Here is a 25,102-nt window from a genome sequence, read left to right as displayed (position 1 = left end):
TGGGCCTCTTTATTGACTACCACGCTGTCGTACCGCCTCGTACAGAAATACGGCACAGGCCACCGATACATTTAATGACCCGATTTCTCCCAACAACGGTAATTTAGCGGTATGGTCTACGACCTTTAAGACGGAAGGGGAGATGCCCTTATCCTCGGAACCCATTACAATAGCACAGGCATCTTTTAGGGAAACGTCGTAAAGCAATTGTTCGGTTTTTTCGCTAGCCGCGATTACGGTGACGCCACTTGCCTGCAAATAAAAAATAGCATCCTTAATATGGTCCACCTTTGCCATAGGAACCAAAAATGCAGCGCCAGCAGAGGTTTTAATGGTATCGGCGGTCACCGGAGCGGCTCCTTTTTTCTGAATGATAATACCATCGACCCCGGTGCATTCAGCTGTTCGAATAATGGCTCCGAAGTTTCGAACATCCGATAATTGATCCAATAACAGAAATAAGGGTTTTTCCTTTTGCTCCATAGCGGCTTCAACTAGCTCTTCAAGTTCTTGGAAGCTAATAGGTGAAATGTTGGCGACAACGCCTTGATGGTTATCTTTGGTAAGCCGGTTCAGCTTTTCAAAAGGAACATAAGAAACATTGATGCCGTTTTTGCGGATCAAACCTTCCAACTCTTTGGACAGGTCTCCTTTAAGTCCTCGTTGAATAAACACTTTATCGATTGGTTTCTGCGCATGTATCGCTTCAATGACCGCTCGGACACCATAGATTTGGGTAGCATTCTTCATGGACTTCAGATAAAAAAACCATCTCGTTCTCGCGAGATGGTTTTTCGTATTTTCCTAGATTATCAATTTACTATAGCTGCTCCAAATATTGGAACGTTTTGATCAAATCTATTTCGTTCTTAATATTGAGATTGTTTTCTTTGAGATATTCCTTTACTCTCCCTTTTTTATCACTGTCTAACATTTTCAGCAACTTATTATTTTTCAACGGAATTTCATCGATTCTATTAACGCCCTCCTTTTGGAAATAGTACTCGGTAAACTGTGTAAAACGCGCGGGTACATCTTTTGTGAATGAATTGGTAGCAGGAGTACCTTCTGTAAACTTGATGTGGATACGTTTGTATAGGTCATACGTTTTCCCGTCTAGCAACGACATTAGATAACCGTTCATCGTTTTGTTTTTTTCGGTGATGAAGGTTTTGAAACTCATCTTTTTATTTCCGTCTACCATAATGCTGACATCCTTGTCCCTGGAAAGACTTCTAATCGGTTCGTCCTCTGAAGTGGTTTTCTTTATCTCAACTTCCTCGTTCAAGGCGTTGTAGCGATAAAAGACTTGCCCATTGTTTTCATCTTGGTAGTAAACCGTGGTTGGAAGAAACGTATTGGCCACATATGGTGATCCCTGCATTTCGCCAAAACGGTTTTTGAGTTTTGCCTCACGTTCCGATATGGAACCTAGATAGCTGTCGACCACCGCCGCGGAATTAATATTTCCGGCGGCACCGGACCCATAGTTCATTACTTGACCTGAATATTGTGCAAATGAAAAGCTTCCCACTCCACAAAAAAGTGCTACATAGAATAATTTTCTCATAATCTTCGGTTATTGAAATGTAAAAATAGGAAATTTTAAGATATCTGGTCTTAAGACAACGTTAATTTGAACCTAGTTTATAAGTAGTTAAACGATTATTATTGCGGGCCGACAACAAATGAGGATGGCCGTTTACGTCGATTAAATCCAAGTCTTTGACATTTCCTTCCAGATACAAACCCGTGTCGTGATATGGCTGCACTTTGTAGCCATCCTTTCCGTTCGACAGTAAAACAATTCCGGAAACCGCATCTAATCTAGGAGTTTCGACCTCCGTTTCATAGATATTTCCAGCCAGAATGCAGTCTTCGTACCCGTCCTTGTCGATGTCATAATGAACGGTGGAAAATAAAGGCAATTGTTGTGCATACTTGGGCAAAGGTTTCTTTTCGAAGATGCCATTTCCTTTATTTAGCACGAGGACCGATTGAAATTCAGTAACCTCATTTTCGTAGGAATCCTTTAACTTTTCCCCGTAGATATCGGTTAACGTCGCATTGGCAAATTCACTGTACGTTCCAAATTTTTCCTTGATAAACGGCATTTGTTGCGAAGAGCACTCGCGGCCTCTTACGGGAACGTATTCCCCTTGATATTTCTTGCTTAAAACGATGTCGTTAATACCATCGTTATCAAAGTCATTGGAATATATTTTAAAAGGTTTTTCAGGACTAGCCTTGAACTTGATATTAAGACCTGCATTACCTATGATATAGTCTTTTAGCCCGTCATTATTTACATCGGTCTCACTAACGGAAAACCACCAGCCTCTTTCCGTGAGCACATCCCCTTCTTTAGACAAAAGCGAGAAAGTACCTTGATTATTTCTAAAAACACCAATGGTTGTCCATTCCCCAACGGCAATGAAATCATCCCATCCGTCATTGTCTATATCGGTGGTTAGGATACTGTTTATAATACCGAAATCTTGAAGTTCCGCCGCTATTTCAGAAGTAACGTCCTTTAAATTTCCCCCAACATTTTCGTACAGGGTAGATGGACTGTAATTGGGATATGATTTGGGGATTATGCGATTGCCGACCAAAATATCCGCATCCCCATCTTTATCGAAATCTATAGTAGTTACCGTTTTACCACTTTTAGGAAAGGAGGCTAGCACCTGACTTTGAAAACGGGTGAAATTACCGGCACCATCATTTAGATAGATACGGTCCGTGTAGTACGATGAATTTTCCTCGAATTCATTACCGCCACTCACTACATAAAGGTCCATGTCGTTATCGCCGTCAAAATCGAAAAAGACCGATTCCATATCTTCAAATCGGCGGTCGGTTTCGAAAACAGGGTTATTGCTTTTCTCAAAACCATTTTTGGTCTGTAGATACAACTGTCCGGCTTGATCTGCAGCCCCACCGATGAATAAATCGATTCTTTTATCACCGTTTACATCTGCTTTGGAGATGAAAGGGCCCAAATTAGACTGCTTATAGGGTAAAAGTACCTCGGTAGAAAAATCGTCATAATCATTCTCACGGTGTACAAAATCGATACCGATGGTGGAGGCATCTACCTTTTTGAAAATACGCTCTTTAGATTTTTCGACGTTCTTGGATGTTTGTAAGGCACTTTTTTGTTCAAAAGTTAAAATACTATTGGTTTTAACATTATATTTCTGTTCAGTTTTGCCATTTAACCATTCCACGGAAACCGTGTCGATAACAAGCGTTTTTCCCAGACCGAAATGTAAGGCGTTTTCATGTGCAGACATGTAACCCCTAACCCTTTTTGACTCCTGTATCTGCGATTTACCCTCATATGAAATTTTGACCTTGGCGAAGCTTTCCGAGTTTTCCCCAACGAGTTTTACCTTAAGAAAATTTCCAAAATTCGAATCAACGGTCCGGTTCCGGTATAGAAATGTATTCTCATCCATATTGTTTACTATCAAATCCAAATCTCCGTCGTTGTCCAGGTCGCCCTGTGCCGCGCCGTTGCTAAAGGAAAAATCGCCCAGACCCCAGTCCTTGGCCTTTTCTTCAAATTCCAGATTCAGATTGTTTTCGTAAAGGATATTTGACAATTTTTCGGAGGGCATGTCGGCATACAATTGTCTTTTTACTTCCAAAGGAATGTTTTTGCCATATCTTTTCCGGGCTTCGAATACTTTTAGTTGAAGATCATTGTCCAGCGCATATCTTCGATAGCCATTGGTAATGAAAATGTCTGCATCTTCATCATTATCGAAATCGGTCATAAGTACGGACCAGCTCCAATCGGTGTTGGCGGTTTCGGTCAATTGCGAAATGTTGTTGAACTTATTATTCCCGATATTGAGATGCAGCGAGTTGAACATATATTGGTGGTGAAAATCCGCCTTGTTTACTAAATAATCGAACCGGGCGGTGTTCATCGATGCCATCAAGGTTTTAGATCTCACATGGTCACTTGAAGACATGTCTAGAACAAAGATGTCCTGTAGTCCGTCATTATTGACATCTGCAATATCCATTCCCATACCAAAAAAGGAGGTGTGTTGGGTATAATCCTTGATGCGATCGGTAAAGGTACCATCCCCATTATTGGTGAATAAAACATCGGGAATATAGTAGTCGCTCGCCATGTAAATATCGAGCCAACCATCATTGTTGATATCGCTCACGCATAGCCCCAGACCAAAGAAAGGTCGTTGCAAACCGGCTTTTTCGGTGACATCTACGAATTTACCTCCCTCGTTTTGATAAAGATGCGAACTGTTGAAGTAAATTTTTTCCTGGTCGTTTCCTATTGTATTGTACAGGCTGATGGGGTCTAATCCGTACAGTTCGTTTTCATTCATGACGAGACAGTCCAAATCGCCATCCTTGTCATAATCGAAGAAGACCGATTGGGTACTGATGCCTAAATCTGCCAGTCCGTATTCCTCGGCTTTTTCTTCAAAGGTAAGATCACCGTTATTGATAAATAGGAGATTTTTGCGATTGAACCTGGTATTTGGCCCTCCTTGGGAAACGTAGATGTCTTTGAAACCGTCGTTATTGATATCGACGAAGGTAACGCCATTTGCCCATTTTTTACCAGAGTTGATACGGGCCGTTTCCGACACATCCTTGAATCGGAGACCACCTTCATTAAGAAACAGTTTGTTGGCTACTTGATTTCCGCAGAGGAAAACATCCAGTAATCCGTCGTTGTTCAAGTCTTCGATGCCCACACCAGCTCCGTTATAGAAGTAGTCAAAACTGAATAAATTGTCCAGGGTTTCCAAGTTTTCGGTAATTCGGTTCTCGAAAACCAAACCTGTTTCGTTCGGGGAAGTCTTTTCAAAGATTTTAGCCCTTTGTTCGGTAGGGACCTCCGAATCGGCAGTTAACCCTGGCTCGCTTTCGTTTGCGTCTTTACAACCGATAAACACCGTTAAAAAACATAAGAAAATCTTCAGAAATCTCATTACTTGCTAAGACTTAATTTGATAATTGCCGGATCATCGGAATAAAAGTTATAAGCTCTCCAGTAGGGTACAGGGCCTTTGAATTTCCATACCACTTCGCCCCTGGGATTAACTTCCCACAATCCAAAATCACCCTCGGTAATCAAAGTATTCCCGTTTCTAAGGCGAACCGCTCCGGAAATTCTCTGGGAGTGTAAGGTAGGGTCGGTGAAACTCCAAACAATTTCCGGGGTTTCGTTTTGCTGCGTAGAAATTACATCAGCGGTGGGGAGTACAAATTCGTACACCGTAGACTCCGAAATATGGTTGCCATTCATAAATAAGAGCATGTGTCTGTTTTCCTCAAGAATATTGGGGTAATGATTATTATAGAATAGTCGATCTTCGGTAGGTCCTCCATACGCTTCGGGATTTCCGAACCGATACAGGATACGACCACCTTTGTTGAAATTACCACCCAAGTTACTTGCGGCTTCTTCGGTCGTTGTACTATGATCGATAACCCATATCTCACTAAAGAAATTTACGCTGAGATAAATCAAATCCATTTCCGGGTCGTACGACAAACCATTCGCATGCATGATATCCCCATTCGTAATGTCACTGTAGTTAATGTCAACCAGGTCTTGCTGCTCCAGAGGCATTCCAAAATTTAATTTTGTTTCATCGTAATTTTGGATAATGTGATTCCAGGAATGCCACTCCCAGACGATTTCTTCACTTTGTATATCGTATTCGATAATCGCTTCGGGATAAATATCGATGGGTAAACGATACCCATTTGCTTCCGCTTCGGCCGCAGGTATTCTTTCCCAGACTAAAAATAGAATGTTCCCATTGGGCAACATTTCAACGTCATGATGTGCTACCTTATCCGCATTTGAATATAGTAATTCCCAAGCGATTGTATTGTCGGAATCGATTAATTGAAGGAGCCCTCCATATCCTCCGTATGTTATTTGTGCATTGGGATCTTTGGAAATATTCAATAATTGTCCGTTAGGCAAAAGGTAGCTATCGTTTCCCAATTTTTGCTTCAGGTCCCATTGAAATAGATTTTCCCCATCCTTGTTCATTAAAAACACCCGATTACCACCTCGTTCATTTACTAAAATATGGGAATCTTCAATTTCTGAAACCTTTAATTTCTCCACTTCACCCTCCAAAATCACGGTGGTCTCTGTATTTCCATCCTCCTGCAGTTCTTCGGTGCTTTCCGTGGTGCCGTCCTGGTTTTGGATTATTTCATCAGGTTCATCAGTATTTTCCTCCGAGCACTGAATGCCAAATAGGGAAAGTAGAATCAAAGGAACAAAAAGAATTTTGTATCCTCTTTTCATAATCTATTTTAGGGTAAAATTAAAAAAAGGGGCTGAAAATACAACCCCTTTACCGTTATTTATGAGAGATATACTTTGATATCAAAAACCTAATAACTCCCAGTCAGAGCCATCCTTGGTTGTCAATGCTACGGTGGCAATTTCACCATATGCACTTTCCCAAGTGAATGTAAGCGTGTCCCCGCTAACCGAAACATCATAGATTTCCCATGGATCGCCAAACTGGTCTGCACCTAAGAACGATAATGTGCCACAGGTATCTTGGATTTCCAAGGTTCCGGCTGCACCATCGCCGCAATCCGATGCGGCACCGCCGTTATACACGGTACAGTAATAACCGAAGTCAAAAAAGCCGGAAGCGGTCGTATAGGTGGTTCCGGTCAAGGCTACGAAGGCATCTTCGCCCGTAGTCGATTCCCCTGCAGCAAAAGGCCCTTGCATATTGGAAGTCACATAGGTGAATTCCTTTGCAAGCTCGGATAAGCATACAACGGCCGGTGTATACAGGAATGGAGAACTAAAGAACGACCCGGTTAGTGTACCGGAGTTATTGGCGAACGAATATCTTCTACCATCGTCCAAAACCAACTCAAAACGAATAGTAAATTGGTCACTACCGTCAATGTCATCATTGTCTAATCCCAAAGCAGCAAGCATTTCAGGCACCGTGATGGTATAGGTTGTTCTTGGAAAACCAAATTCTCCAATACTAAATGAAGCAACATCTAAAGTGGTAATCAATATCTCGTCTTTGTCCAAATCGGTGCCACCTTCCTCAACCGTGTTATCCCTGAAACCAAGGTAGACTTCGATGGTATTTACCAAATCACCACTTTCGACATCTTGAACCTCCACTTCCACGGAAAAATTTGCATCCTCCTGTCCGAGGGGCAATTCGTTGGAAATAAGATTCACGGTTCTTAAAATAGCACCGCGCTCAGTATTTGCGGTAACATCGTCGACTATGGCGTCTCCCTCATCACAGGCATGGAAAAAAAATGCGAGAAGCACAGTTAGACAGGATGTAAAAAGTAATTTTTTAATTTTCATAGAGCTATAATTATTTAGTGGAATGTTGTTGTAAGCAATTTCCTTAAAAATAAGAAAATGATAATCCATTCCCAAATGAATGGGAATGGATCATTTCATTTCTGTATTTGAATAGTATCAACGTATTACTTACTGTTTTACCAGCCTACCTAAAACATTGGCGGCTGTACCACAATCAGCGGCTTCATCTTCGGTAAACCAAAAGGTGATAACGCTATCGTCTTGGGCTGAAATGTCATAAGTGCCGTTCTCTTGGTCATCCGAGGGGGGGCCAAAAGTAATACCGGCCGAACATTGAAGCCCACTAGCTTGACCTGCTGGTATAATCACCTCTCCACAGACCAAATCCATCGTGAACGGACGTGGACCGTTTCCAATACCCAAATCGGCTAAATACACCGCTTCGAATATTCTTTGGGAGCTAGTCTCGCCTACTGTCAACTCAACTTCTACACCTCCATCGGTCCAAGTGGCTCCACCACCGGCAGGACTAGGGGTGGAGGCGTCCGTAGTCAATAAATAAGTTCCTACGAATTTATCGGCAGGTACTTCACAAATAACCGTTGGCGTATAAAGGAAGGGAGAGCTAAAAAACGATCCTGTCAACGTACCGGAATTGTTGGCGAAGGAAAACCTTCTTCCATCATCCAATACTAATTCAAACCGAATACTAAACTGATCGCCGCCATCCAAATCGCCTCCATCCAAGCTTAATGCGCTTAGCATTTCCGGCAAAGTAATGGTATAGGTAGTTCTAGGAAAACCGAATTCTCCAACACTAAATGATGCAACATCTAAAGTGGTTATCAGTATCTCATCTTTGTCCAAATCGGTACCTCCGTCTTCAACGGTATTGTCTCGGAAACCGAGATAAACTTCGACACTGTTTACCAGGTCACCGCTTTCAACATCCTGGACCTCAACCTCAACTGAAAAATTGGCATCGTCCTTACCTATCGGAAGCTCGTTTGAAATCAAATTGACGGTTCTCAAGATTGCTCCTCTTTCGGTCTCGGCGGTCACTGTGTCAACGACAGCATCACCGTCATCACAAGCCGTAAACATCAGCGAAGCGAGAGCGAAAACCGTAAAAATTTTATAATAAGTTTTCATCATTTTTCTTTTATATTGTTAGTTCGCTGGCGGAAAAGTAGGGCTCGCTGGATTCGTGTCCCAGAAAACTTGCTCCGTTAAAGCGGTTCGCTGTTCCAAATTGGGATTCGTGACCACTTCGTTTTGCGGATATAGGAACGTTCTTGGGAACGGACCTGGATTCAACTCCCAGTTTGGCAATACAGTGGTTGGGTATCCTGTTTTCCTATAATAGTTATAAGATTCGGTACCGCCTCCGTACAAGGTTACGAAATACTGTTCGGCAAAGATATTTTCCTTATCATCTCCGGTGGCGGCGTTAAAAGCATCCACAATGCCTGTGATGTAGTCATCAACATCGGTTTCGGAGGGTGCAAGGGATAAGTCGGCCGAGCCATCCAAAGAACCAAAAGATTGTACCTTGGCAATAGACTTTTCCAAACCAGCCTGGAGGGCAGCGGCTTTCTCGCTATCAGATGTAGCCATTTCCCCAATCCAGAAGTCCACGTAGCTTGCCAAAATAATAGGCTCAATACCGGCACCACCGCCTCCGGCGCCAAGGCCGACACCAGGAGCTAGGCCTTCGTCATTGAATTCGCTATCATCGAAAAGACCACCAGCAGGATATACACCAACAGCTGTTCTCAAGAAGTTATCGGGAGGGGTACCTTCGTCGTTACCGTGTGAACGGCCCCAATAGCCGTTATCAACGCTACAATAGGTATAGCCACCATCCAAATAGTGCTGTGGTGGTACCACCAATGAACACGCCAGGGTTTCTTCGTTAGGGTCTACTGGATCTCCGTTAACGTCTAGCGCTCCTGGGGTCCCGTTACTCTGACGGTAGAAGTAATAACGAATTCGCGGATCGTCGTTGTCAAGCATCAGCTCCATCAACCAGTTCGACTGATAAATGTTGGCACCACTAGGAGTATAATCTTGCGCATAGTCCGGGTGCCTTGTATCGGGCTGCAATTCAGAAGTACCGTACTGTAGTTGAAAATCATCCGCAGTACTGCTAATATAATTGCCGCCGGCAATAATGGCGTCAAAGGCTGCCTTGTTCCCTGTGTTCTTATAAGAGCGTAGACGTAGCGTGTTGATTAATTTTACCCATTTGGAAGAATCCTCATCGTAAAACAAATCGGTTGCTCCTTGGGCGGACGGATTGCCTGCCAAAAGGGCCTCAGCTTCGTCCAACAGATTAAAGGCAGCAGCATATACCTCCTCGCCGCTATCCAAAGATGGCGCTGGGAATTCCAAAGGTTGTCCAGCTTGACTGAACGCCGCTTGGCCCAAAAAGTCGACCAATTGGAACAAAGAGTGCGCATAAAGGGTTTTGGCAACTCCTATATGGAAGGAGTAATCAACGTCTGTGTTGGCGTCGATACTTTCCAATGCCTGCAAGTTGGTTAGAATACCCACGGATACAACGTCTCCCACGAAACTCGTATTTGAACTATAAGTCCTCGACCAGGCACCGTTCAAAACGGTACCGGGCAATTGGTTAAAATAATCCCTTCCGAAGAAATAATCGATACGGGTAAGGGCAGCGGCATTATCGCTAAAGGTCTGTTGGTTTGTTGCATACGCCAATTGAACTGCGTTCAACAACAAATTAGGGTCCGCTTGATCTACCGATAGATCGTTGGGGCTCACCCTTCCATCCAAATCGGTAGTTTCGCAGGACTCCGCTAAACCGACTACGAGAAGGATGATTACTAAGTGTTTGAATATTTTTTTCATAATGTAATTCGTTAACAATTTTTATTTAGAAACTTGCTCTTAACGTGATACCGTACCTACGAGCGGATGGCCCGTTGATAAATTCGAATCCGAATCCGTTACCGATACCGGTACCTGCGACGTTAGGGTCGAAGTTGGCACCGTCCGGTGTGTTGTAGGCGTCGTACCACAAGTTAAATCCTTGGGCCGTAATCGTTAGGCTGCCAAACGGAGTCCTGTCCAGGTACTTCGATGGGAAGCTGTAGCTCAAAGAAAGTTCTTGTAAACGAACGACCGATGCATCATATACACGCAGTTCGGTGGGTCCGAAAAGCAAGTTCGAAAAATAATAGGTCGAGTTGTTGATTTGAATATCATTGGCCTGCGTAGCTACTCCCGTGGCAGGGTCGATCGAGCTCTGCTTCACACCAGGCAAGATATAGGTATTTTCCCTGTCTTGGGTTTCAACAATCAATCCACGACCCAACAATGAGGCCACGGTGCTCGACATGATATCACCTCCCTTGGTGTGATTGATTTGGAATCCTAAACTCCAATTCTTGTATCGCAAAGTGTTGATGAAGTTCATTGTGTAATCAGGAACCGCATCCCCGATGATCGGAACATCCCCATTGGCATCCTGTTCGGCCACTACATAGTTACCGGCGTCATTGACCAAGAAATTTCCTTCGGCATCACGGGCGATGGCCGTACCGACCATTGTTCTCAGGGATTCCCCTTTGATTGCTGCGTTAGACCCTCTGAAAAGCCCACCACCAACGGCTAAACTACCGGCGTAAGCGATGAAGTCTTGCTCCTGTTCGGTTACCGTCTCGTTGTTGGTAAAGAAATTGATTCTAGAATTCCAGCTAAAGTTTTCGCTATCGAACAAATCGATACCTAAGTCGGCTTCTAGACCTTCATTCTTAATTTGTCCAATATTACTTTGAGTGAAGCTAAACCCGGTAGAAGGGGATAATGGCTCCAATACGATCAAATCATTTGTTCTTCGATCGTAGTAAGTAACATCCAAGGAAACACGGTTTTTCCAAAAACGCGATTCGATACCTACTTCATACTCCTCCAAAAGCTCTGGCTTTAAGTCAGGATTGGCCCTGAAGTTATCCACCTGATTGGTGGTCAACAAAGCACCACCGAACGGATCGGCAAAACGTTGTGTATTTTGCTCCACTACATTAACCGTAGGATAGGCAAATTGCGTATCGAAGTTTGCCGAAGTACCGTAGCCTGCTCGAATTTTTAAGAAATTCAGCCCATTTTCCGAACGAAGCCCCGAGAAGGCAGCCGTTGGTAGGAATGATAAACTGGCTCCGGGATAGGTCTGGTTTCTGTTTTCTTTGGCAAAGTTAGAAACCCAGTCGGATCTTGCAGAGACGTTCAAGAACAACATATTGTCGTAATCCAAGCTGGCTGCACCAATTAAACCGACGATATTCCTGTTGCGGGTAAATTGAAATGGCAACTGATTTTCGAAGTTAAAGTGTCTCTTTATACCAAATACGATTTGTCCGGTACTACGAACACCTTGGCGGTCGAAGAAATCCTGTCGTGCGTTGGCACCTACCGTAAAGGTCATACCCAACTTTTCCGAAAGGTCATAGTTCCCGTTCAACGAAAGGAAATGGTCCCAAATCGTATTGTTGTTATCAAAAGTTTCGTAGAATCCGAAGATGGCATCGGTAAATTCTACACCTCCTTTGTTCGATCCATTTTCATTGCGCTCGTTGTAGAAGTCGAGACCTGTTCGCCAGGTAGCCGTCAGATTGTCATTGATTTGGTAATCCAAAGCCAAGTTCCAATTGACACGGTTGGTGAACTGACGATAGGTTACGTTCTTCGCTGTCCATCGAGGGTTGATGATGTCGTTACCATTTCGGTAGTAGACACTGGAACCATCGATTGGGTTTTCAAAAGGCAGCCCCATCAAGTCCACACTTATTGGCGTAAAGAAGACATTACCAAAAACCGATAGACCATCCGTACCGTTACCCCTACTGGAGGCAACAGGAGGAGTTCTAACATCGGTTCTGGCGTAGTTCATGGTTCCCCTTACGGTAAACTTGTTGGAGAGTTTTGAGGTCCCCCCAATAGAAACGGTTAACCTGTTCAAGGTGTTACCGGGGGTAAACCCTTCCTCATCGGTGTATCCGATATTGGCATTATAAGTAGTATTGCCTGTTTCACTGGCCCCTGCGATATTCACGGAGGTTACGGTGTTGTATCCAGGACTTAGGAATTCCTCCACGGAATCGTAAGGTCGCCAAGGATACCGCGCGTTCTGTAATTCGGGGAACGCGTCCCTTGTGGCTTGGACTGAAGTAGTAGAATATGGATGTGCCAAAGTACCGTTGTCATCAATGGCAGGTTGATTCCCCCACCCGGAAACACCATCACGGTCAAAGCTAGGTCCCCAGTTACTGAAGAACCATCCGAATGACTGGTCGAAACCATTTCCGTATTGCTGCTGGTAATCGGGCAACGAAGCCAATTCCAAGGTGTTGAAAGACTGGCTTACGGTAATTTCGGTCTTTTTGGGACCGGCTTGTGCAGCTCCTGCTTTGGTGGTAATCAATACGACCCCGTTACGTCCTTGCGAACCATAAAGGGTGGCCGCGGCCAAACCTTTCAGTACTTCTACGCTAGCGATGTTGTTCGGGTCCAAATCCAGGAAACGGGATGAACCGGTATTACCTGAAATGAAATCCGCCTGGCCATCACCACCACCTTGGTTGGTGTCGTTACTAAACGGAACGCCGTCCACGATGAACAAGGCCTGGTTGCTCCCACTAAAGGAACTCAAACCACGAATGTTCACACTCGTACCGGAGCCCGTGGTTCCCCCTTGAGCCGTAATCTGAACCCCTGCCGCCTTACCGGTCAGTACCCTGGCGATATCGGCTTCAGTTCGGTCCTGGATTTGCTCCTCTCCTACAGAAGTTACGGCATATCCTAAGGCTTTCTTCTCCCTTTTGATACCCTGTGCCGTTACAACCACCTCTTCCAAGGCTTGGGCATCCTCCTGCATTTGTACGTTGATGGTATCCGAGGCACCAATGGTCTGTCGTACATCTTTTTGACCTATGTAAGTGAATAGCAGCGTTTGTCCGACACTACCTTTGATGGCATAATTACCATCGAAATCGGTTTGGGTACCGGTGGTTGTACCTTCAACAACTATGTTGACCCCTGGAAGTGGCAGACCGTCCTGGTCTGTCACCGTACCAGTGATCGTTTTGTCTTGTGCAAACGAAACATGCACAACAAACGCCAATAGTAGCGTTAAGAATCCATTTAGTTTTGTTCTCATTTTTTAATTATTTGAATTAGCTAGCGGCAAAAATCAAAAAAGCAAGTTAATTATCCAAACCTTTTTTAATAAAATTTTAAGACTCTCCATGTTAATTATCGGTTATAGCTAAAACAATTGACATAATTTATTACCTATTATATAACAAGCTTGAATTTTAATGATTTCGCAATTATGTTGGAATTTTGTGTTGTTTGGAACGAGGGGTTTTCAATCTGGTACTGACTACCCGTACGTTTTGGCTTAGGGGGATGTCACCAAAGGATGGCCGAATCGGATTCGAAGGTGGTTTTAAAATGTTTATTGTATGGAAAAGGTGAAAATAAAAAAATCGTAAAAATTTAATTGATTGCCATTTGAATTATTGTGAAATATTACTACATTTGCCGACCCTAAAACAAGGGTACATTTATACATATTAATATAGTATGCCAACAATTTCACAATTAGTACGAAAAGGAAGGACCACGATTACTAAGAAGAGTAAATCGGCTGCTTTGGATTCGTGTCCCCAAAGAAGGGGGGTCTGTACACGTGTTTACACTACAACACCTAAGAAACCAAACTCTGCCATGCGAAAAGTGGCAAGGGTTCGGTTGACCAATGGTAAAGAGGTAAATGCCTACATTCCCGGAGAGGGACACAACCTACAGGAGCACTCGATAGTATTAGTAAGGGGCGGAAGGGTGAAGGATTTGCCGGGAGTTAGGTATCACATCGTGAGGGGGGCGCTTGACACTGCAGGTGTTGCAGGTAGAACCCAACGAAGATCTAAATACGGAGCAAAACGCCCAAAGAAGTAAAATGAAAAGACAGGACAACTTGTCTAAAAATTGATGCAATGAGAAAAAGACAGGCAAAGAAAAGGCCATTATTGCCAGATCCAAGATATAATGATCAACTCGTAACCCGTTTTGTCAATATGATGATGTGGGATGGTAAGAAATCGGTAGCATTCAGTGTTTTTTACGATGCGATGGACATCGTCGAGGAAAAAAAGACCGACGAGGAGAAAAGTGCATTGGAACTGTGGAAGGACGCACTATCGAACGTAATGCCCCATGTGGAGGTTCGAAGTAGGCGAGTAGGGGGAGCTACTTTTCAAATACCCATGCAAATTCGACCTGATAGAAAGATTTCCACAGCAATGAAGTGGTTGATCAGCTACGCTAGAAAAAGAAATGAAAAAGGAATGGCCCAAAAACTGGCCGGTGAGGTATTGGCAGCATCCAAGGAAGAGGGTGCCGCGGTTAAGAAAAGAGTTGATACCCATAAAATGGCCGAGGCCAACAAAGCATTCTCTCACTTTAGATTTTAATCAAGATGGCTAGGGATTTAAAATATACAAGAAATATAGGTATTGCTGCGCATATTGATGCCGGTAAGACCACTACTACCGAACGTATTTTGTTCTATACCGGGGTAAGTCATAAAATCGGGGAGGTGCATGATGGCGCTGCCACCATGGATTGGATGGAGCAGGAGCAAGAACGAGGTATCACCATCACGTCCGCAGCGACTACCTGCGAGTGGAATTTTCCCATGAAGAATGGGCAGATCACCGATGAGACCAAACCGTATCATTTCAATATTATCGATACTCCGGGCCACGTGGATTTTACGGTGGAGGTGAATCGATCATTGCGTGTATTGGACGGATTGGTATTCCTATTTAGTGCGGTAGACGGGGTGGAGCCACAGTCTGAAACGAACTGGCGACTTGCTGACAATTATAAGGTGCCACGTATCGGTTTTGTAAATAAAATGGACCGTCAGGGAGCAAATTTCCTGAACGTCTGTAAGCAGGTGCGGGAAATGTTGGGTTCCAATGCGGTACCCATCGTACTGCCAATTGGCGACGAGGCCGATTTTAAGGGTATCGTCGACTTGGCGAAAAATAGGGCCATTGTATGGCACGAGGATAACTTTGGGTCTACTTTTGATGTTATCGATATTCCCGAAGAAATGAAGGCGGAGGTAAAGGAATACAGGGCCGCGTTGATCGAAGCGGTAGCGGAATATGATGAGGAGTTGATGGAGAAATTCTTCGAGGATGAAGAGTCCATCACCGAGGAGGAAGTACACGCTGCCTTAAGGGCTGCCGTGATGGATAGGGCTATCATTCCAATGATTTGTGGCTCTTCCTTTAAAAACAAAGGGGTTCAATTTTTGTTGGATGCCGTATGTAGGTACCTACCATCCCCGGTCGATAAAGATGCTATCGTCGGAATCAATCCCGACACTGGCGAGGAAATTAGTAGAAAACCAGATGTTAAGGAGCCATTTTCAGCCTTGGCGTTCAAGATTGCTACCGATCCATTCGTGGGGCGTTTGGCATTCTTTAGAACCTATTCGGGTCGTTTGGATGCCGGTTCCTACATCTTGAATAACCGTTCCGGCAAAAAAGAACGTATTTCCCGTATCTATCAGATGCACTCCAACAAGCAGAATGCGATTGATTTCATAGAAGCAGGTGATATTGGGGCTGCCGTTGGTTTTAAGGATATCAAGACTGGGGATACCATGTCTTCCGAAAAGCATCCGATTGTTCTTGAAAGCATGGATTTTCCGGATCCGGTAATCGGTATCGCAGTAGAGCCTAAAACCAAGGCCGACGTAGATAAGTTGGGAATGTCCTTGGCAAAATTGGCCGAAGAAGATCCCACTTTCCAAGTAAAGACCGATGAGGCATCGGGGCAAACTATCATCTCCGGAATGGGAGAGTTGCACCTCGATATCATCGTTGACCGTTTGAGAAGGGAATTCAAGGTAGAGGTGAACCAAGGTCAGCCACAAGTTGAGTACAAAGAGGCATTGACCGCCAAAGCCGACCATCGGGAAGTCTATAAGAAACAAACTGGTGGCCGAGGTAAGTTCGCGGATATCGTATTTACCATGGAGCCGGCTTCCGAAGAAACGAAGGCTGGATTGGAGTTCGTAAATGAAATTAAAGGAGGTAATATTCCTAAGGAATACATTCCATCCGTAGAAAAAGGATTTAAGGAAGCCATGAAAAATGGTCCTTTGGCCGGTTTTGAAATGGATAGTATGAAGGTGACTTTAAAAGACGGATCCTTCCATCCAGTGGATTCTGATTCGCTTTCATTCGAATTGGCTGCGAAATTAGGTTACAAAGAGGCTGCCAAAGCTGCGCGTGCCGTGTTAATGGAGCCGATCATGAAGTTGGAAGTATTGACGCCCGAAGAAAATATGGGTGATATTGTCGGGGATTTGAACCGTCGAAGAGGGCAGGTCAATGATATGTCGGATAGAGCGGGTTCAAAAGTAATCAGGGCCGAAGTTCCTTTGTCCGAGATGTTCGGTTATGTAACTTCTTTGCGGACACTCTCTTCCGGTAGGGCTACCTCGACCATGGAATTCTCGCACTATGCGGAAACGCCATCGAACATAGCAGAGGAAGTAATCAAGGCAACAAAAGGGGTAACCGCTTAATTTTTAGAAGATGAGTCAGAAAATTAGAATAAAACTAAAGTCTTACGACCATAATTTGGTGGATAAGTCTGCTGAGAAAATCGTAAAGACGGTAAAGACGACCGGAGCGGTGGTAACTGGCCCCATTCCGTTGCCGACACATAAGAAAATATTTACGGTATTGCGTTCACCGCACGTGAATAAAAAATCCAGGGAGCAATTTCAATTAAGCTCATACAAAAGGCTATTGGATATTTATAGCTCCTCCTCGAAAACCATCGATGCCTTGATGAAGTTAGAGCTTCCCAGCGGTGTCGAGGTCGAGATCAAGGTGTGATTCTGAATTTCGCTTAGGCGGAGGTAGACATGTCCTGAGCTGCGGGCGAGGGAAAAACGGTAAAAAAAATAAATTCAGGGTTGAATTGTTTTTTGACCCTGTTTTTTTGTCAAGTATTTAAGTAATAAATGTAATATAAACATGAGTATGGGTTTTCAGTTTGGAGGCTTGACTCAAAATTCAAAATGAAATGTCTGGGTTAATAGGAAAAAAAGTAGGCATGACCAGCATCTTTGACGAGAACGGGAAAAATGTTCCCTGTACCGTCATTCAAGCTGGCCCGTGTGTAGTTACCCAAGTCAGAACCAAAGAGGTAGACGGGTACAGTGCCCTTCAACTTGGTTTCGATGACAAGGCAGAAAAGCGTGCGAACAAGGCCGAATTGGGCCATAGTAAAAAAGCAGGCACTTCTCCCAAGAAAAAAGTCGTTGAATTCAAGGAGTTCGAAGGGGAATACAAATTGGGAGATACCATCGGTGTCGACATTTTTGTAGAAGGTGAATTTGTTGATGTTGTTGGAACATCCAAGGGAAAGGGATTCCAAGGGGTGGTTAAAAGGCACGGTTTTGCGGGTGTCGGGCAGTCGACCCACGGACAACATAACAGATTAAGGGCACCGGGTTCGATTGGTGCGGGATCAGATCCGTCAAGAGTTTTTAAGGGAATGCGTATGGCTGGCCGAATGGGTGGTGAGCGAGTGACGGTTCAAAACCTAAGGGTGTTAAAAGTGGTTCCTGAAAAAAACCTGATTGTAGTGAAGGGATGTGTTCCCGGACATAAAAACGCTTACATAACCGTCGAGAAGTAATGAAAGTAGCAGTATTAGATATTAAGGGAAAAGAAACAGGTCGGAAAGTAGAGCTTTCAGATGATGTTTTCGCTATAGAGCCCAACAATCATGCGGTTTATTTGGATGTTAAGCAGTATTTGGCGCATCAGCGTCAAGGAACGCATAAGTCTAAGGAGCGCGGTGAGATTGCTGGAAGTACTAGAAAGATCAAGAAGCAAAAAGGTACGGGTACCGCTCGAGCAGGTAGTATCAAATCCCCTATTTTTAGGGGAGGAGGTAGAATTTTTGGTCCAAGACCAAAGGATTATACCCAAAAACTCAATAAAAACGTCAAACGTTTGGCTCGCAAATCGGCCTTGAGTATCAAGTCCAAAGAGAAGGCAATTTTGGTGTTGGAGGATTTCAATTTTGAGACGCCAAAGACGAAGGATTTCGTTCAGATTTTAAAGTCTCTTGGCCTTGAAAACAAAAAATCATTGTTTGTGTTGGGCGATTCAAATAATAGCGTATATTTGGCTTCGCGTAATTTGAGCCGTTCTGAAGTTGTAACTAACTCAGAAATAAGCACTTACAAAATATTGAATGCCAATAATGTCGTGCTGCTGGAAGGTTCATTGGAAGGGCTTGAGGCGAACTTAACTAAATAGGAAGACCATGAGTGTGTTGATAAAACCGATTATAACCGAAAAGATGACTGCCCAAGGGGAGTTGTACAATCGTTATGGTTTCGTAGTGGATACCAATGCGAACAAGATTCAGATCAAGGACGCTGTTGAAGCCGCTTATGGTGTTTCCGTTAAGAAGGTTCGTACCATGAATTATGCGCCGGAAAGGAAAACCCGTTACACCAAGACGGGGGTGCAGCATGGAAAGATCAATGCCGTAAAAAAGGCGATTGTCGATGTTGCGGAAGGAGATATTATTGATTTTTACAGTAATCTATAAAGACAACCAATGTCAGTTAGAAAATTAAAACCAGTAACTCCAGGACAGCGTTTTAGAGTAGTAAACGGATTTGACGCGATTACTACTGATAAGCCGGAGAAAAGCTTGCTTGCTCCGTTAAAAAAGTCCGGAGGTAGAAATAGTCAAGGCAAGATGACCATTCGCCAGAAAGGCGGGGGGCACAAGCGAAGGTACCGTGTCATCGATTTCAAGAGGGATAAACAAGATGTGTTTGCTACCGTAGTATCCATTCAGTACGATCCCAATAGAACTGCTTTTATCGCATTGGTCGAATACGCCGATGGCGAAAAGCGCTATATCATTGCACCGAACGGGTTGCAGGTGGGTCAGCGGATTTCTGCCGGTAAAACGGCCGCTCCGGAGATTGGCAATGCGTTGCCTTTGACCGAGATTCCGTTAGGAACCATTATTTCCTGCATTGAGTTGCGTCCTGGACAAGGGGCCGTTATGGCCAGAAGTGCGGGGACATTCGCCCAGTTAATGGCAAAAGACGGAAAATTCGCTACGGTAAAGATGCCATCAGGGGAGACACGACTGATACTATCTGCGTGTATGGCCACCATCGGTGCCGTATCCAATTCCGACCATCAATTATTGGTGTCCGGTAAAGCAGGTAGAAGTAGATGGTTGGGTAGAAGACCGAGAACCAGACCGGTTGCAATGAACCCTGTCGATCATCCAATGGGTGGTGGAGAAGGAAGAGCTTCAGGTGGACATCCAAGGTCGAGAAACGGAATTCCTGCCAAAGGATTCAGAACCCGTTCCAAAACCAAGAACACAAATAGATACATAATAGAACGTAGAAAGAAATAAAATTAAAAAGCAATGGCACGTTCATTAAAAAAAGGACCTTACGTTCATTATAGTTTGGAGAAAAAAATCCAGCAAGGAGCTTCGTCCGGAAAGAAAACGGTAATAAAGACCTGGTCTCGGGCATCGATGATAACGCCTGATTTTGTAGGCTTTACGATTGCCGTCCATAATGGAAGACAATTCGTACCCGTATACATCACCGAGAATATGGTGGGTCATAAACTAGGGGAATTTTCGCCGACAAGGTCTTTTAGGGGTCATGCCGGGGCAAAGAATAAAGGTAAAAAGTAAGCTATGGGAGTTCGAAAAAGACAGATGGCCGAAAGAATCAAGGCTGAAAAAAAACAGGTAGCCTTTGCCAAACTCAATAATTGTCCTACCTCTCCTCGAAAAATGCGTTTGGTGGCCGATTTGATTAGGGGAGAACAGGTAGAGAAGGCTTTGGCAATTTTAAAGTTCAATTCAAAGGAGGCCTCCAGGCGATTGGAAAAGTTATTGCTTTCCGCCATTGCCAATTGGCAGACAAAGAATGAAGATGCCGACGTAGAGGATGCAGATCTTTTTATCAAGGAAATCCGTGTTGATGGAGGAACAATGTTGAAGCGCTTACGACCGGCTCCACAAGGTAGGGCACACAGAATTAGAAAACGATCCAACCATGTGACATTGGTTTTGGGTTCAAATAATAATATAGAGAGCTAGAATGGGACAGAAAACAAATCCGATAGGGAATCGTCTAGGAATTATCAGGGGATGGGAGTCTAACTGGTACGGTGGTAATGATTATGGGGATAAACTGGCCGAGGACGATAAAATCAGAAAGTATATCCACGCCCGTTTGGCCAAGGCAAGTGTGTCTAGGATTATTATCGAACGCACCCTTAAGCTGATTACCGTGACGGTAACTACCGCAAGACCCGGTATCATTATTGGAAAAGGGGGGCAAGAAGTCGATAAGTTGAAGGAAGAGCTTAAAAAAATCACCAACAAGGAGGTTCAGATCAACATTCATGAAATCAAAAGGCCAGAGGTCGAAGCCAATTTGGTGGCTGCCAGTATCGCCAGACAGATTGAAAGCCGAATTTCTTTTAGGAGAGCCATAAAAATGGCCATTGCCGCGGCCATGCGTATGAATGCGGAGGGAATTAAGGTACAGATTTCCGGTCGTTTGAATGGAGCTGAAATGGCACGTTCGGAATCGTATAAAGATGGTCGTATACCACTTTCTACCTTTAGGGCCGATATTGATTATGCCTTGCACGAAGCCCATACGACCTACGGCCGGTTGGGTATCAAGGTATGGATTATGAAAGGCGAGGTATACGGTAAAAGAGAATTATCTCCCCTGGTCGGTATGTCCAAGGGGTCTGGAGGTAAAGGAAAGCAAGAGGGACCAAGAAAACGTCGCAGAAAGTAACTTTTTAAAGAGACAGTACAATGTTACAGCCAAAAAGAACCAAGTTTCGTAAAATGCAGAAAGGTCGTATGAAAGGCCTCTCTACTAGAGGGCACCAACTTTCAAACGGAATGTTCGGCATTAAATCCTTGGATTCGAAGTTCATTACCTCACGACAGATCGAGGCAGCCCGTATCGCGGCAACAAGGTATATGAAGAGGGAGGGTCAACTTTGGATAAAAATTTTTCCGGACAAACCGATAACCAAAAAACCTCTTGAGGTACGTATGGGAAAAGGAAAAGGTGCTCCTGAATATTTCGTAGCCGTCGTGAAGCCAGGAAGAATCATGTTCGAGGTTGCAGGGGTTCCAATGGAAATCGCAAAGGAAGCATTACGTCTTGCCGCCCAAAAATTGCCTGTTAGGACCAAGTTCATCGTAGCAAGGGATTATGTTGATCAAAATTAATCGATAGAAAGCATGAAAAAACAAGAAGTCAAAGAATTGTCTATCGAAGAGCTTAAAGAAAAGCTTGCCGAATACAAGAAACAGCATGCAGACCTTAAGATGGCGCATTTCGTTACGCCATTGGAGAATCCACTGCAAATACGCAAGGCTCGAAGAACTGCTGCAAGACTGGCAACGGAATTAACTAAAAGGGAAAACCAATAATTGGTTCTGCTTTATGGAAAAAAGAAACTTAAGAAAAGAGAGAATCGGTGTTGTGACCAGTAACAAAATGGAGAAGTCCATTGTTGTCTCCGAGGTTAAAAGAGTAAAACACCCCATGTACGGTAAGTTCGTTTTGAAGACAAAGAAATATGTCGCTCATGACGAGAAGAACGATTGCAAGGAAGGCGATACCGTAAAGATCATGGAAACCCGTCCGATGAGCAAGACCAAATGTTGGAGGTTAGTAGAAATCTTAGAAAGAGCTAAATAATTATGTTACAGCAGGAATCTAGACTAAAGGTAGCTGACAATACTGGAGCAAAAGAGGTGTTGACCATTCGTGTGCTCGGGGGTACCAAAAGACGGTATGCCTCCATTGGTGATAAAATTGTGGTTACCGTAAAGGAAGCTACCCCCAATGGCGGTATTAAAAAAGGTGCGGTATCAACGGCAGTGGTCGTTAGGACCAAAAAAGAAGTAAGAAGGCCAGATGGTTCTTACATTCGTTTTGACGACAATGCCTGCGTTCTTTTAAACCCGACAGGTGAAATGAGGGGCACGCGTGTTTTTGGTCCGGTCGCAAGGGAACTTCGTGAGAAGCAATTTATGAAAATTGTATCATTGGCCCCTGAGGTACTATAATTGAAGAAGAATGAAAAAGTTAAAAATTAAAACAGGCGATACCGTTAGAATCATCGCAGGTGACCATAAAGGCACCGAAGGGAAGGTGATGAAGGTAGATAAGGTAAAGAATAAAGCGATTGTAGAGGGTGCCAATATGGTGTCGAAACATGAAAAGCCAAGCGCCAAGAATCCTCAAGGTGGTATTGTCAAGAAAGAGGCCCCCATACATATTTCGAACCTTTCGCTAATCGACCCAAAATCGGGAGAGGCGACTAGGGTTGGCTACGAAACTCGGGATGGCAAAAAAGTGCGATTCGCTAAAAAATCCAATGAAGTAATTTAGTTATGGGGTACGTTGCAAGATTAAAACAGGAATACAATGATCGTGTGGTAGGCGCGCTCAGAAAAGAGTTTGGTTACAAAAATGTAATGCAGGTTCCCAAGCTCGAGAAAATCGTTGTCAGTAGAGGTGTTGGCGCTGCCGTGGCCGATAAAAAATTAATCGACCATGCGGTGGAGGAATTGACGAATATTACCGGACAAAAGGCTGTAGCCACAGTGTCCAAAAAAGACGTGGCGGCCTTTAAATTGAGAAAGGGTATGCCTATTGGCGCCAAGGTTACCTTGAGAGGGGAAAGAATGTACGAGTTTTTAGACCGTTTGGTGACTACGGCGCTACCCCGAGTAAGGGATTTTCAAGGAATTCGCGCTACCGGATTCGATGGCCGTGGAAATTATAGTCTCGGAGTAACCGAGCAGATCATATTTCCTGAAATAAACATTGACAAGATCAATAGGATCAACGGTATGGATATTACGTTTGTAACCTCCGCACAGACCGATAAAGAAGCTAAATCGTTATTAACCGAATTGGGGTTACCCTTTAAAAAGAACTAGTATGGCTAAGGAATCAATGAAGGCCCGGGAGCGAAAAAGGGCAAAAACAGTTGCAAAGTATGCCGAAAAACGTAAGGCCCTAAAAGAGGCCGGCGATTATGAAGCACTTCAGAAACTGCCAAAAAACGCTTCTCCGGTACGCATGCACAACCGTTGTAAACTTACTGGAAGACCTAAAGGGTACATGAGAACCTTTGGTATTTCAAGGGTTAAATTCAGGGAAATGGCCAATCAAGGTTTGATTCCCGGGGTCAAGAAAGCAAGTTGGTAAGAAAAAATTCAGAAGTTGCCTCCCTAGATTTAAAGGATGAGGTTCATAATTAGAAAAAGATGGTAACAGATACTATTGCAGATTACTTAACAAGGATTAGAAACGCAAGTAGTGCGGGTCATAGGGTCGTGGAGATTCCGGCATCCAACCTTAAAAAGGAAATCACCAAAATTTTGTTCGACCAAGGCTATATCCTTAGCTATAAGTTCGAAGAAGACAAGGTGCAGGGTACGATAAAGATTGCCTTGAAATATGACAAGGTGACCAAAGAACCCGTTATCAGAAAAATACATCGTGTGAGCAAGCCCGGTCTTCGAAAATATACAGGGGCCGAGACCCTACCAAGGGTGCTTAACGGACTTGGGATAGCGATTGTCTCTACTTCGCATGGAGTAATGACAAGCAAGCAGGCGCAAAGGGATAATGTGGGCGGTGAAGTGTTGTGTTACGTATACTAATTGAAAGAAAGAAGTAGAAAATGTCTAGAATAGGTAATAATCCAATCGCAATTCCTGAGGGAGTGACCATAGAGGTCAACGACAACATCATTACGGTAAAAGGCAAGTTAGGTGAATTGACCCAGGAATATTCAGGGGTTTCCGTCAAAATTGAAGATGGGCAGGCATGGGTAACCAGGCCAAGTGATTCGAAGGAACATAAAGCCAAGCATGGCCTTTATCGGTCATTGATCTTGAACATGGTTGAGGGAGTGTCCAAAGGGTGGACGAAAGAGTTAGAGTTGGTCGGGGTAGGATACCGTGCGAGCCATCAAGGTCAAAAGTTGGATTTAGCGCTTGGATTCTCTCACAATATCGTTCTTGAGCTTGCTCCTGAAGTAAAGGTAGAAACGGTGTCGGAGAAAGGTAAGAATCCAATTGTAAAACTAACTTCGCACGACAAGCAATTGGTAGGTCAGATAGCCGCCAAAATACGTTCTTTCCGTAAGCCCGAGCCCTATAAAGGGAAAGGAATCAAGTTTGTCGGTGAGCAGTTAAGAAGAAAAGCAGGTAAATCAGCTTAATAAGAGTGTTATGGGATTGTCAAAGATTCAACGAAAATCTAGAATTAGAAAAAGGATAAGAAAAGTTTCCTTTGGTACCGAAGCGCGTCCAAGGTTATCGGTTTTCCGGAGCAATAGTGAAATCTATGCCCAAATTATCAACGACCAGGAAGGTACGACCCTCGTGGCCGTTTCATCAAGGGATAAAGCTTTGGGCAAAGAAAAGGGGACCAAGTCGGAGATTGCCAATCTTGTAGGTAAGACGATTGCCGAAAAAGCAAAGAAAGTGGGAATCGACAAAGTGGCTTTTGATAGAGGAGGCAATCTATATCACGGTCGGGTCAAGGCCTTGGCCGAGGGAGCAAGGGAAGCAGGACTTGAATTCTAAATA

29 protein-coding genes are annotated in these 25,102 nt (G+C 44.0%); 21 read left to right on the top strand and 8 right to left on the bottom strand.

Translation table 11 applies throughout. From position 1 onward, the window contains the following. Positions 1–9: 9 nt before the first annotated feature. From rlmB to FK220_RS02740, 8 genes are all read right to left on the bottom strand, one after another. The gene (gene rlmB, locus FK220_RS02775) at positions 10–750 is read right to left on the bottom strand and encodes a 23S rRNA (guanosine(2251)-2'-O)-methyltransferase RlmB (RefSeq protein WP_152572748.1); all 741 of its coding nucleotides are present in this window, start codon (positions 748–750) and stop codon (positions 10–12) included. Positions 751–820: 70 nt separating this feature from the next. After that, entirely contained in the window at positions 821–1,570 is a 750-nt protein-coding gene (locus FK220_RS02770) for a hypothetical protein (protein WP_152572747.1), read from the bottom strand. Positions 1,571–1,631: 61 nt separating this feature from the next. After that, positions 1,632–4,979, bottom strand: a complete 3,348-nt coding sequence (locus FK220_RS02765) for a VCBS repeat-containing protein (RefSeq protein ID WP_152572746.1) — start codon at positions 4,977–4,979, stop codon at positions 1,632–1,634. Then, positions 4,979–6,319, bottom strand: coding sequence for an aryl-sulfate sulfotransferase (locus FK220_RS02760; protein ID WP_152572745.1), 1,341 nt, complete (start codon positions 6,317–6,319; stop codon positions 4,979–4,981). The genes FK220_RS02765 and FK220_RS02760 overlap by 1 nt, the downstream gene beginning before the upstream one ends. An 81-nt stretch (positions 6,320–6,400) precedes the next feature. Continuing rightward, positions 6,401–7,369, bottom strand: coding sequence for a hypothetical protein (locus tag FK220_RS02755; RefSeq protein ID WP_152572744.1), 969 nt, complete (start codon positions 7,367–7,369; stop codon positions 6,401–6,403). Positions 7,370–7,498: 129 nt separating this feature from the next. After that, positions 7,499–8,485, bottom strand: coding sequence for a hypothetical protein (locus FK220_RS02750; RefSeq protein WP_152572743.1), 987 nt, complete (start codon positions 8,483–8,485; stop codon positions 7,499–7,501). A 15-nt stretch (positions 8,486–8,500) separates the two neighbouring features. Further along, positions 8,501–10,207, bottom strand: coding sequence for a SusD/RagB family nutrient-binding outer membrane lipoprotein (locus FK220_RS02745; protein ID WP_152572742.1), 1,707 nt, complete (start codon positions 10,205–10,207; stop codon positions 8,501–8,503). 25 nt (positions 10,208–10,232) lie between these two features. After that, positions 10,233–13,514: a SusC/RagA family TonB-linked outer membrane protein gene (locus FK220_RS02740; RefSeq protein ID WP_152572741.1), complete on the bottom strand. Its 3,282-nt coding sequence runs from the start codon at positions 13,512–13,514 to the stop codon at positions 10,233–10,235. A 428-nt stretch (positions 13,515–13,942) separates the two neighbouring features. Between FK220_RS02740 and rpsL the strand changes: the two genes are divergently transcribed. From rpsL to rplR, 21 genes are all read left to right on the top strand, one after another. Beyond that, the gene (gene rpsL, locus FK220_RS02735) at positions 13,943–14,317 is read left to right on the top strand and encodes a 30S ribosomal protein S12 (protein ID WP_138853415.1); all 375 of its coding nucleotides are present in this window, start codon (positions 13,943–13,945) and stop codon (positions 14,315–14,317) included. 38 nt (positions 14,318–14,355) lie between these two features. Then, a complete protein-coding gene (rpsG, locus tag FK220_RS02730) occupies positions 14,356–14,832 on the top strand; it encodes a 30S ribosomal protein S7 (RefSeq protein ID WP_152572740.1) in 477 nt (158 codons plus the stop codon). Between the two features lie 5 nt (positions 14,833–14,837). Then, the gene (fusA, locus tag FK220_RS02725) at positions 14,838–16,967 is read left to right on the top strand and encodes an elongation factor G (protein WP_152572739.1); all 2,130 of its coding nucleotides are present in this window, start codon (positions 14,838–14,840) and stop codon (positions 16,965–16,967) included. Between the two features lie 10 nt (positions 16,968–16,977). Continuing rightward, positions 16,978–17,283: a 30S ribosomal protein S10 gene (gene rpsJ, locus FK220_RS02720; RefSeq protein ID WP_007094989.1), complete on the top strand. Its 306-nt coding sequence runs from the start codon at positions 16,978–16,980 to the stop codon at positions 17,281–17,283. Positions 17,284–17,473: 190 nt separating this feature from the next. Beyond that, the gene (gene rplC, locus FK220_RS02715; RefSeq protein WP_152572738.1) at positions 17,474–18,091 is read left to right on the top strand and encodes a 50S ribosomal protein L3; all 618 of its coding nucleotides are present in this window, start codon (positions 17,474–17,476) and stop codon (positions 18,089–18,091) included. Further along, a complete protein-coding gene (gene rplD, locus FK220_RS02710) occupies positions 18,091–18,720 on the top strand; it encodes a 50S ribosomal protein L4 (protein WP_152572737.1) in 630 nt (209 codons plus the stop codon). The genes rplC and rplD overlap by 1 nt, the downstream gene beginning before the upstream one ends. 7 nt (positions 18,721–18,727) lie before the next feature. Next, a complete protein-coding gene (gene rplW / locus FK220_RS02705) occupies positions 18,728–19,018 on the top strand; it encodes a 50S ribosomal protein L23 (protein WP_152572736.1) in 291 nt (96 codons plus the stop codon). Between the two features lie 9 nt (positions 19,019–19,027). Further along, positions 19,028–19,852, top strand: coding sequence for a 50S ribosomal protein L2 (rplB, locus tag FK220_RS02700; protein WP_152572735.1), 825 nt, complete (start codon positions 19,028–19,030; stop codon positions 19,850–19,852). Positions 19,853–19,864: 12 nt separating this feature from the next. Continuing rightward, on the top strand, positions 19,865–20,143 hold the full coding sequence (rpsS, locus tag FK220_RS02695) for a 30S ribosomal protein S19 (protein ID WP_152572734.1): 279 nt from the start codon (positions 19,865–19,867) through the stop codon (positions 20,141–20,143). Positions 20,144–20,146: 3 nt separating this feature from the next. Beyond that, the gene (gene rplV / locus FK220_RS02690) at positions 20,147–20,554 is read left to right on the top strand and encodes a 50S ribosomal protein L22 (RefSeq protein WP_152572733.1); all 408 of its coding nucleotides are present in this window, start codon (positions 20,147–20,149) and stop codon (positions 20,552–20,554) included. A 1-nt stretch (position 20,555) separates the two neighbouring features. Continuing rightward, positions 20,556–21,269, top strand: coding sequence for a 30S ribosomal protein S3 (gene rpsC, locus FK220_RS02685; protein ID WP_152572732.1), 714 nt, complete (start codon positions 20,556–20,558; stop codon positions 21,267–21,269). 20 nt (positions 21,270–21,289) lie between these two features. Further along, complete coding sequence (gene rplP, locus FK220_RS02680) at positions 21,290–21,715, top strand: 50S ribosomal protein L16 (protein ID WP_152572731.1); 426 nt, start codon at positions 21,290–21,292, stop codon at positions 21,713–21,715. A 12-nt stretch (positions 21,716–21,727) separates the two neighbouring features. After that, positions 21,728–21,919, top strand: a complete 192-nt coding sequence (gene rpmC / locus FK220_RS02675; protein ID WP_152572730.1) for a 50S ribosomal protein L29 — start codon at positions 21,728–21,730, stop codon at positions 21,917–21,919. A gap of 13 nt (positions 21,920–21,932) precedes the next feature. Then, positions 21,933–22,190, top strand: a complete 258-nt coding sequence (rpsQ, locus tag FK220_RS02670) for a 30S ribosomal protein S17 (RefSeq protein WP_152572729.1) — start codon at positions 21,933–21,935, stop codon at positions 22,188–22,190. Positions 22,191–22,192: 2 nt separating this feature from the next. Next, entirely contained in the window at positions 22,193–22,561 is a 369-nt protein-coding gene (rplN, locus tag FK220_RS02665) for a 50S ribosomal protein L14 (protein ID WP_120712450.1), read from the top strand. 10 nt (positions 22,562–22,571) lie between these two features. After that, positions 22,572–22,886, top strand: coding sequence for a 50S ribosomal protein L24 (rplX, locus tag FK220_RS02660; protein WP_152572728.1), 315 nt, complete (start codon positions 22,572–22,574; stop codon positions 22,884–22,886). Positions 22,887–22,888: 2 nt separating this feature from the next. Continuing rightward, positions 22,889–23,440: a 50S ribosomal protein L5 gene (gene rplE, locus FK220_RS02655; protein WP_152572727.1), complete on the top strand. Its 552-nt coding sequence runs from the start codon at positions 22,889–22,891 to the stop codon at positions 23,438–23,440. Position 23,441: 1 nt separating this feature from the next. Continuing rightward, positions 23,442–23,711 carry a 30S ribosomal protein S14 gene (gene rpsN, locus FK220_RS02650; protein ID WP_152572726.1) on the top strand — a complete coding sequence of 90 codons (270 nt, stop codon included), beginning with the start codon at positions 23,442–23,444 and terminating at the stop codon, positions 23,709–23,711. Positions 23,712–23,770: 59 nt separating this feature from the next. After that, positions 23,771–24,169, top strand: a complete 399-nt coding sequence (gene rpsH / locus FK220_RS02645; protein ID WP_152572725.1) for a 30S ribosomal protein S8 — start codon at positions 23,771–23,773, stop codon at positions 24,167–24,169. Between the two features lie 20 nt (positions 24,170–24,189). Continuing rightward, entirely contained in the window at positions 24,190–24,732 is a 543-nt protein-coding gene (rplF, locus tag FK220_RS02640; RefSeq protein ID WP_152572724.1) for a 50S ribosomal protein L6, read from the top strand. 10 nt (positions 24,733–24,742) lie between these two features. Then, the gene (gene rplR, locus FK220_RS02635) at positions 24,743–25,099 is read left to right on the top strand and encodes a 50S ribosomal protein L18 (protein ID WP_152572723.1); all 357 of its coding nucleotides are present in this window, start codon (positions 24,743–24,745) and stop codon (positions 25,097–25,099) included. Positions 25,100–25,102 lie beyond the last annotated feature (3 nt).

This window comes from Pelagihabitans pacificus, from assembly GCF_009371985.2.
Taxonomy (GTDB): domain Bacteria; phylum Bacteroidota; class Bacteroidia; order Flavobacteriales; family Flavobacteriaceae; genus Pelagihabitans; species Pelagihabitans pacificus.
This window is presented reverse-complemented; position numbering and strand designations above follow the sequence as displayed.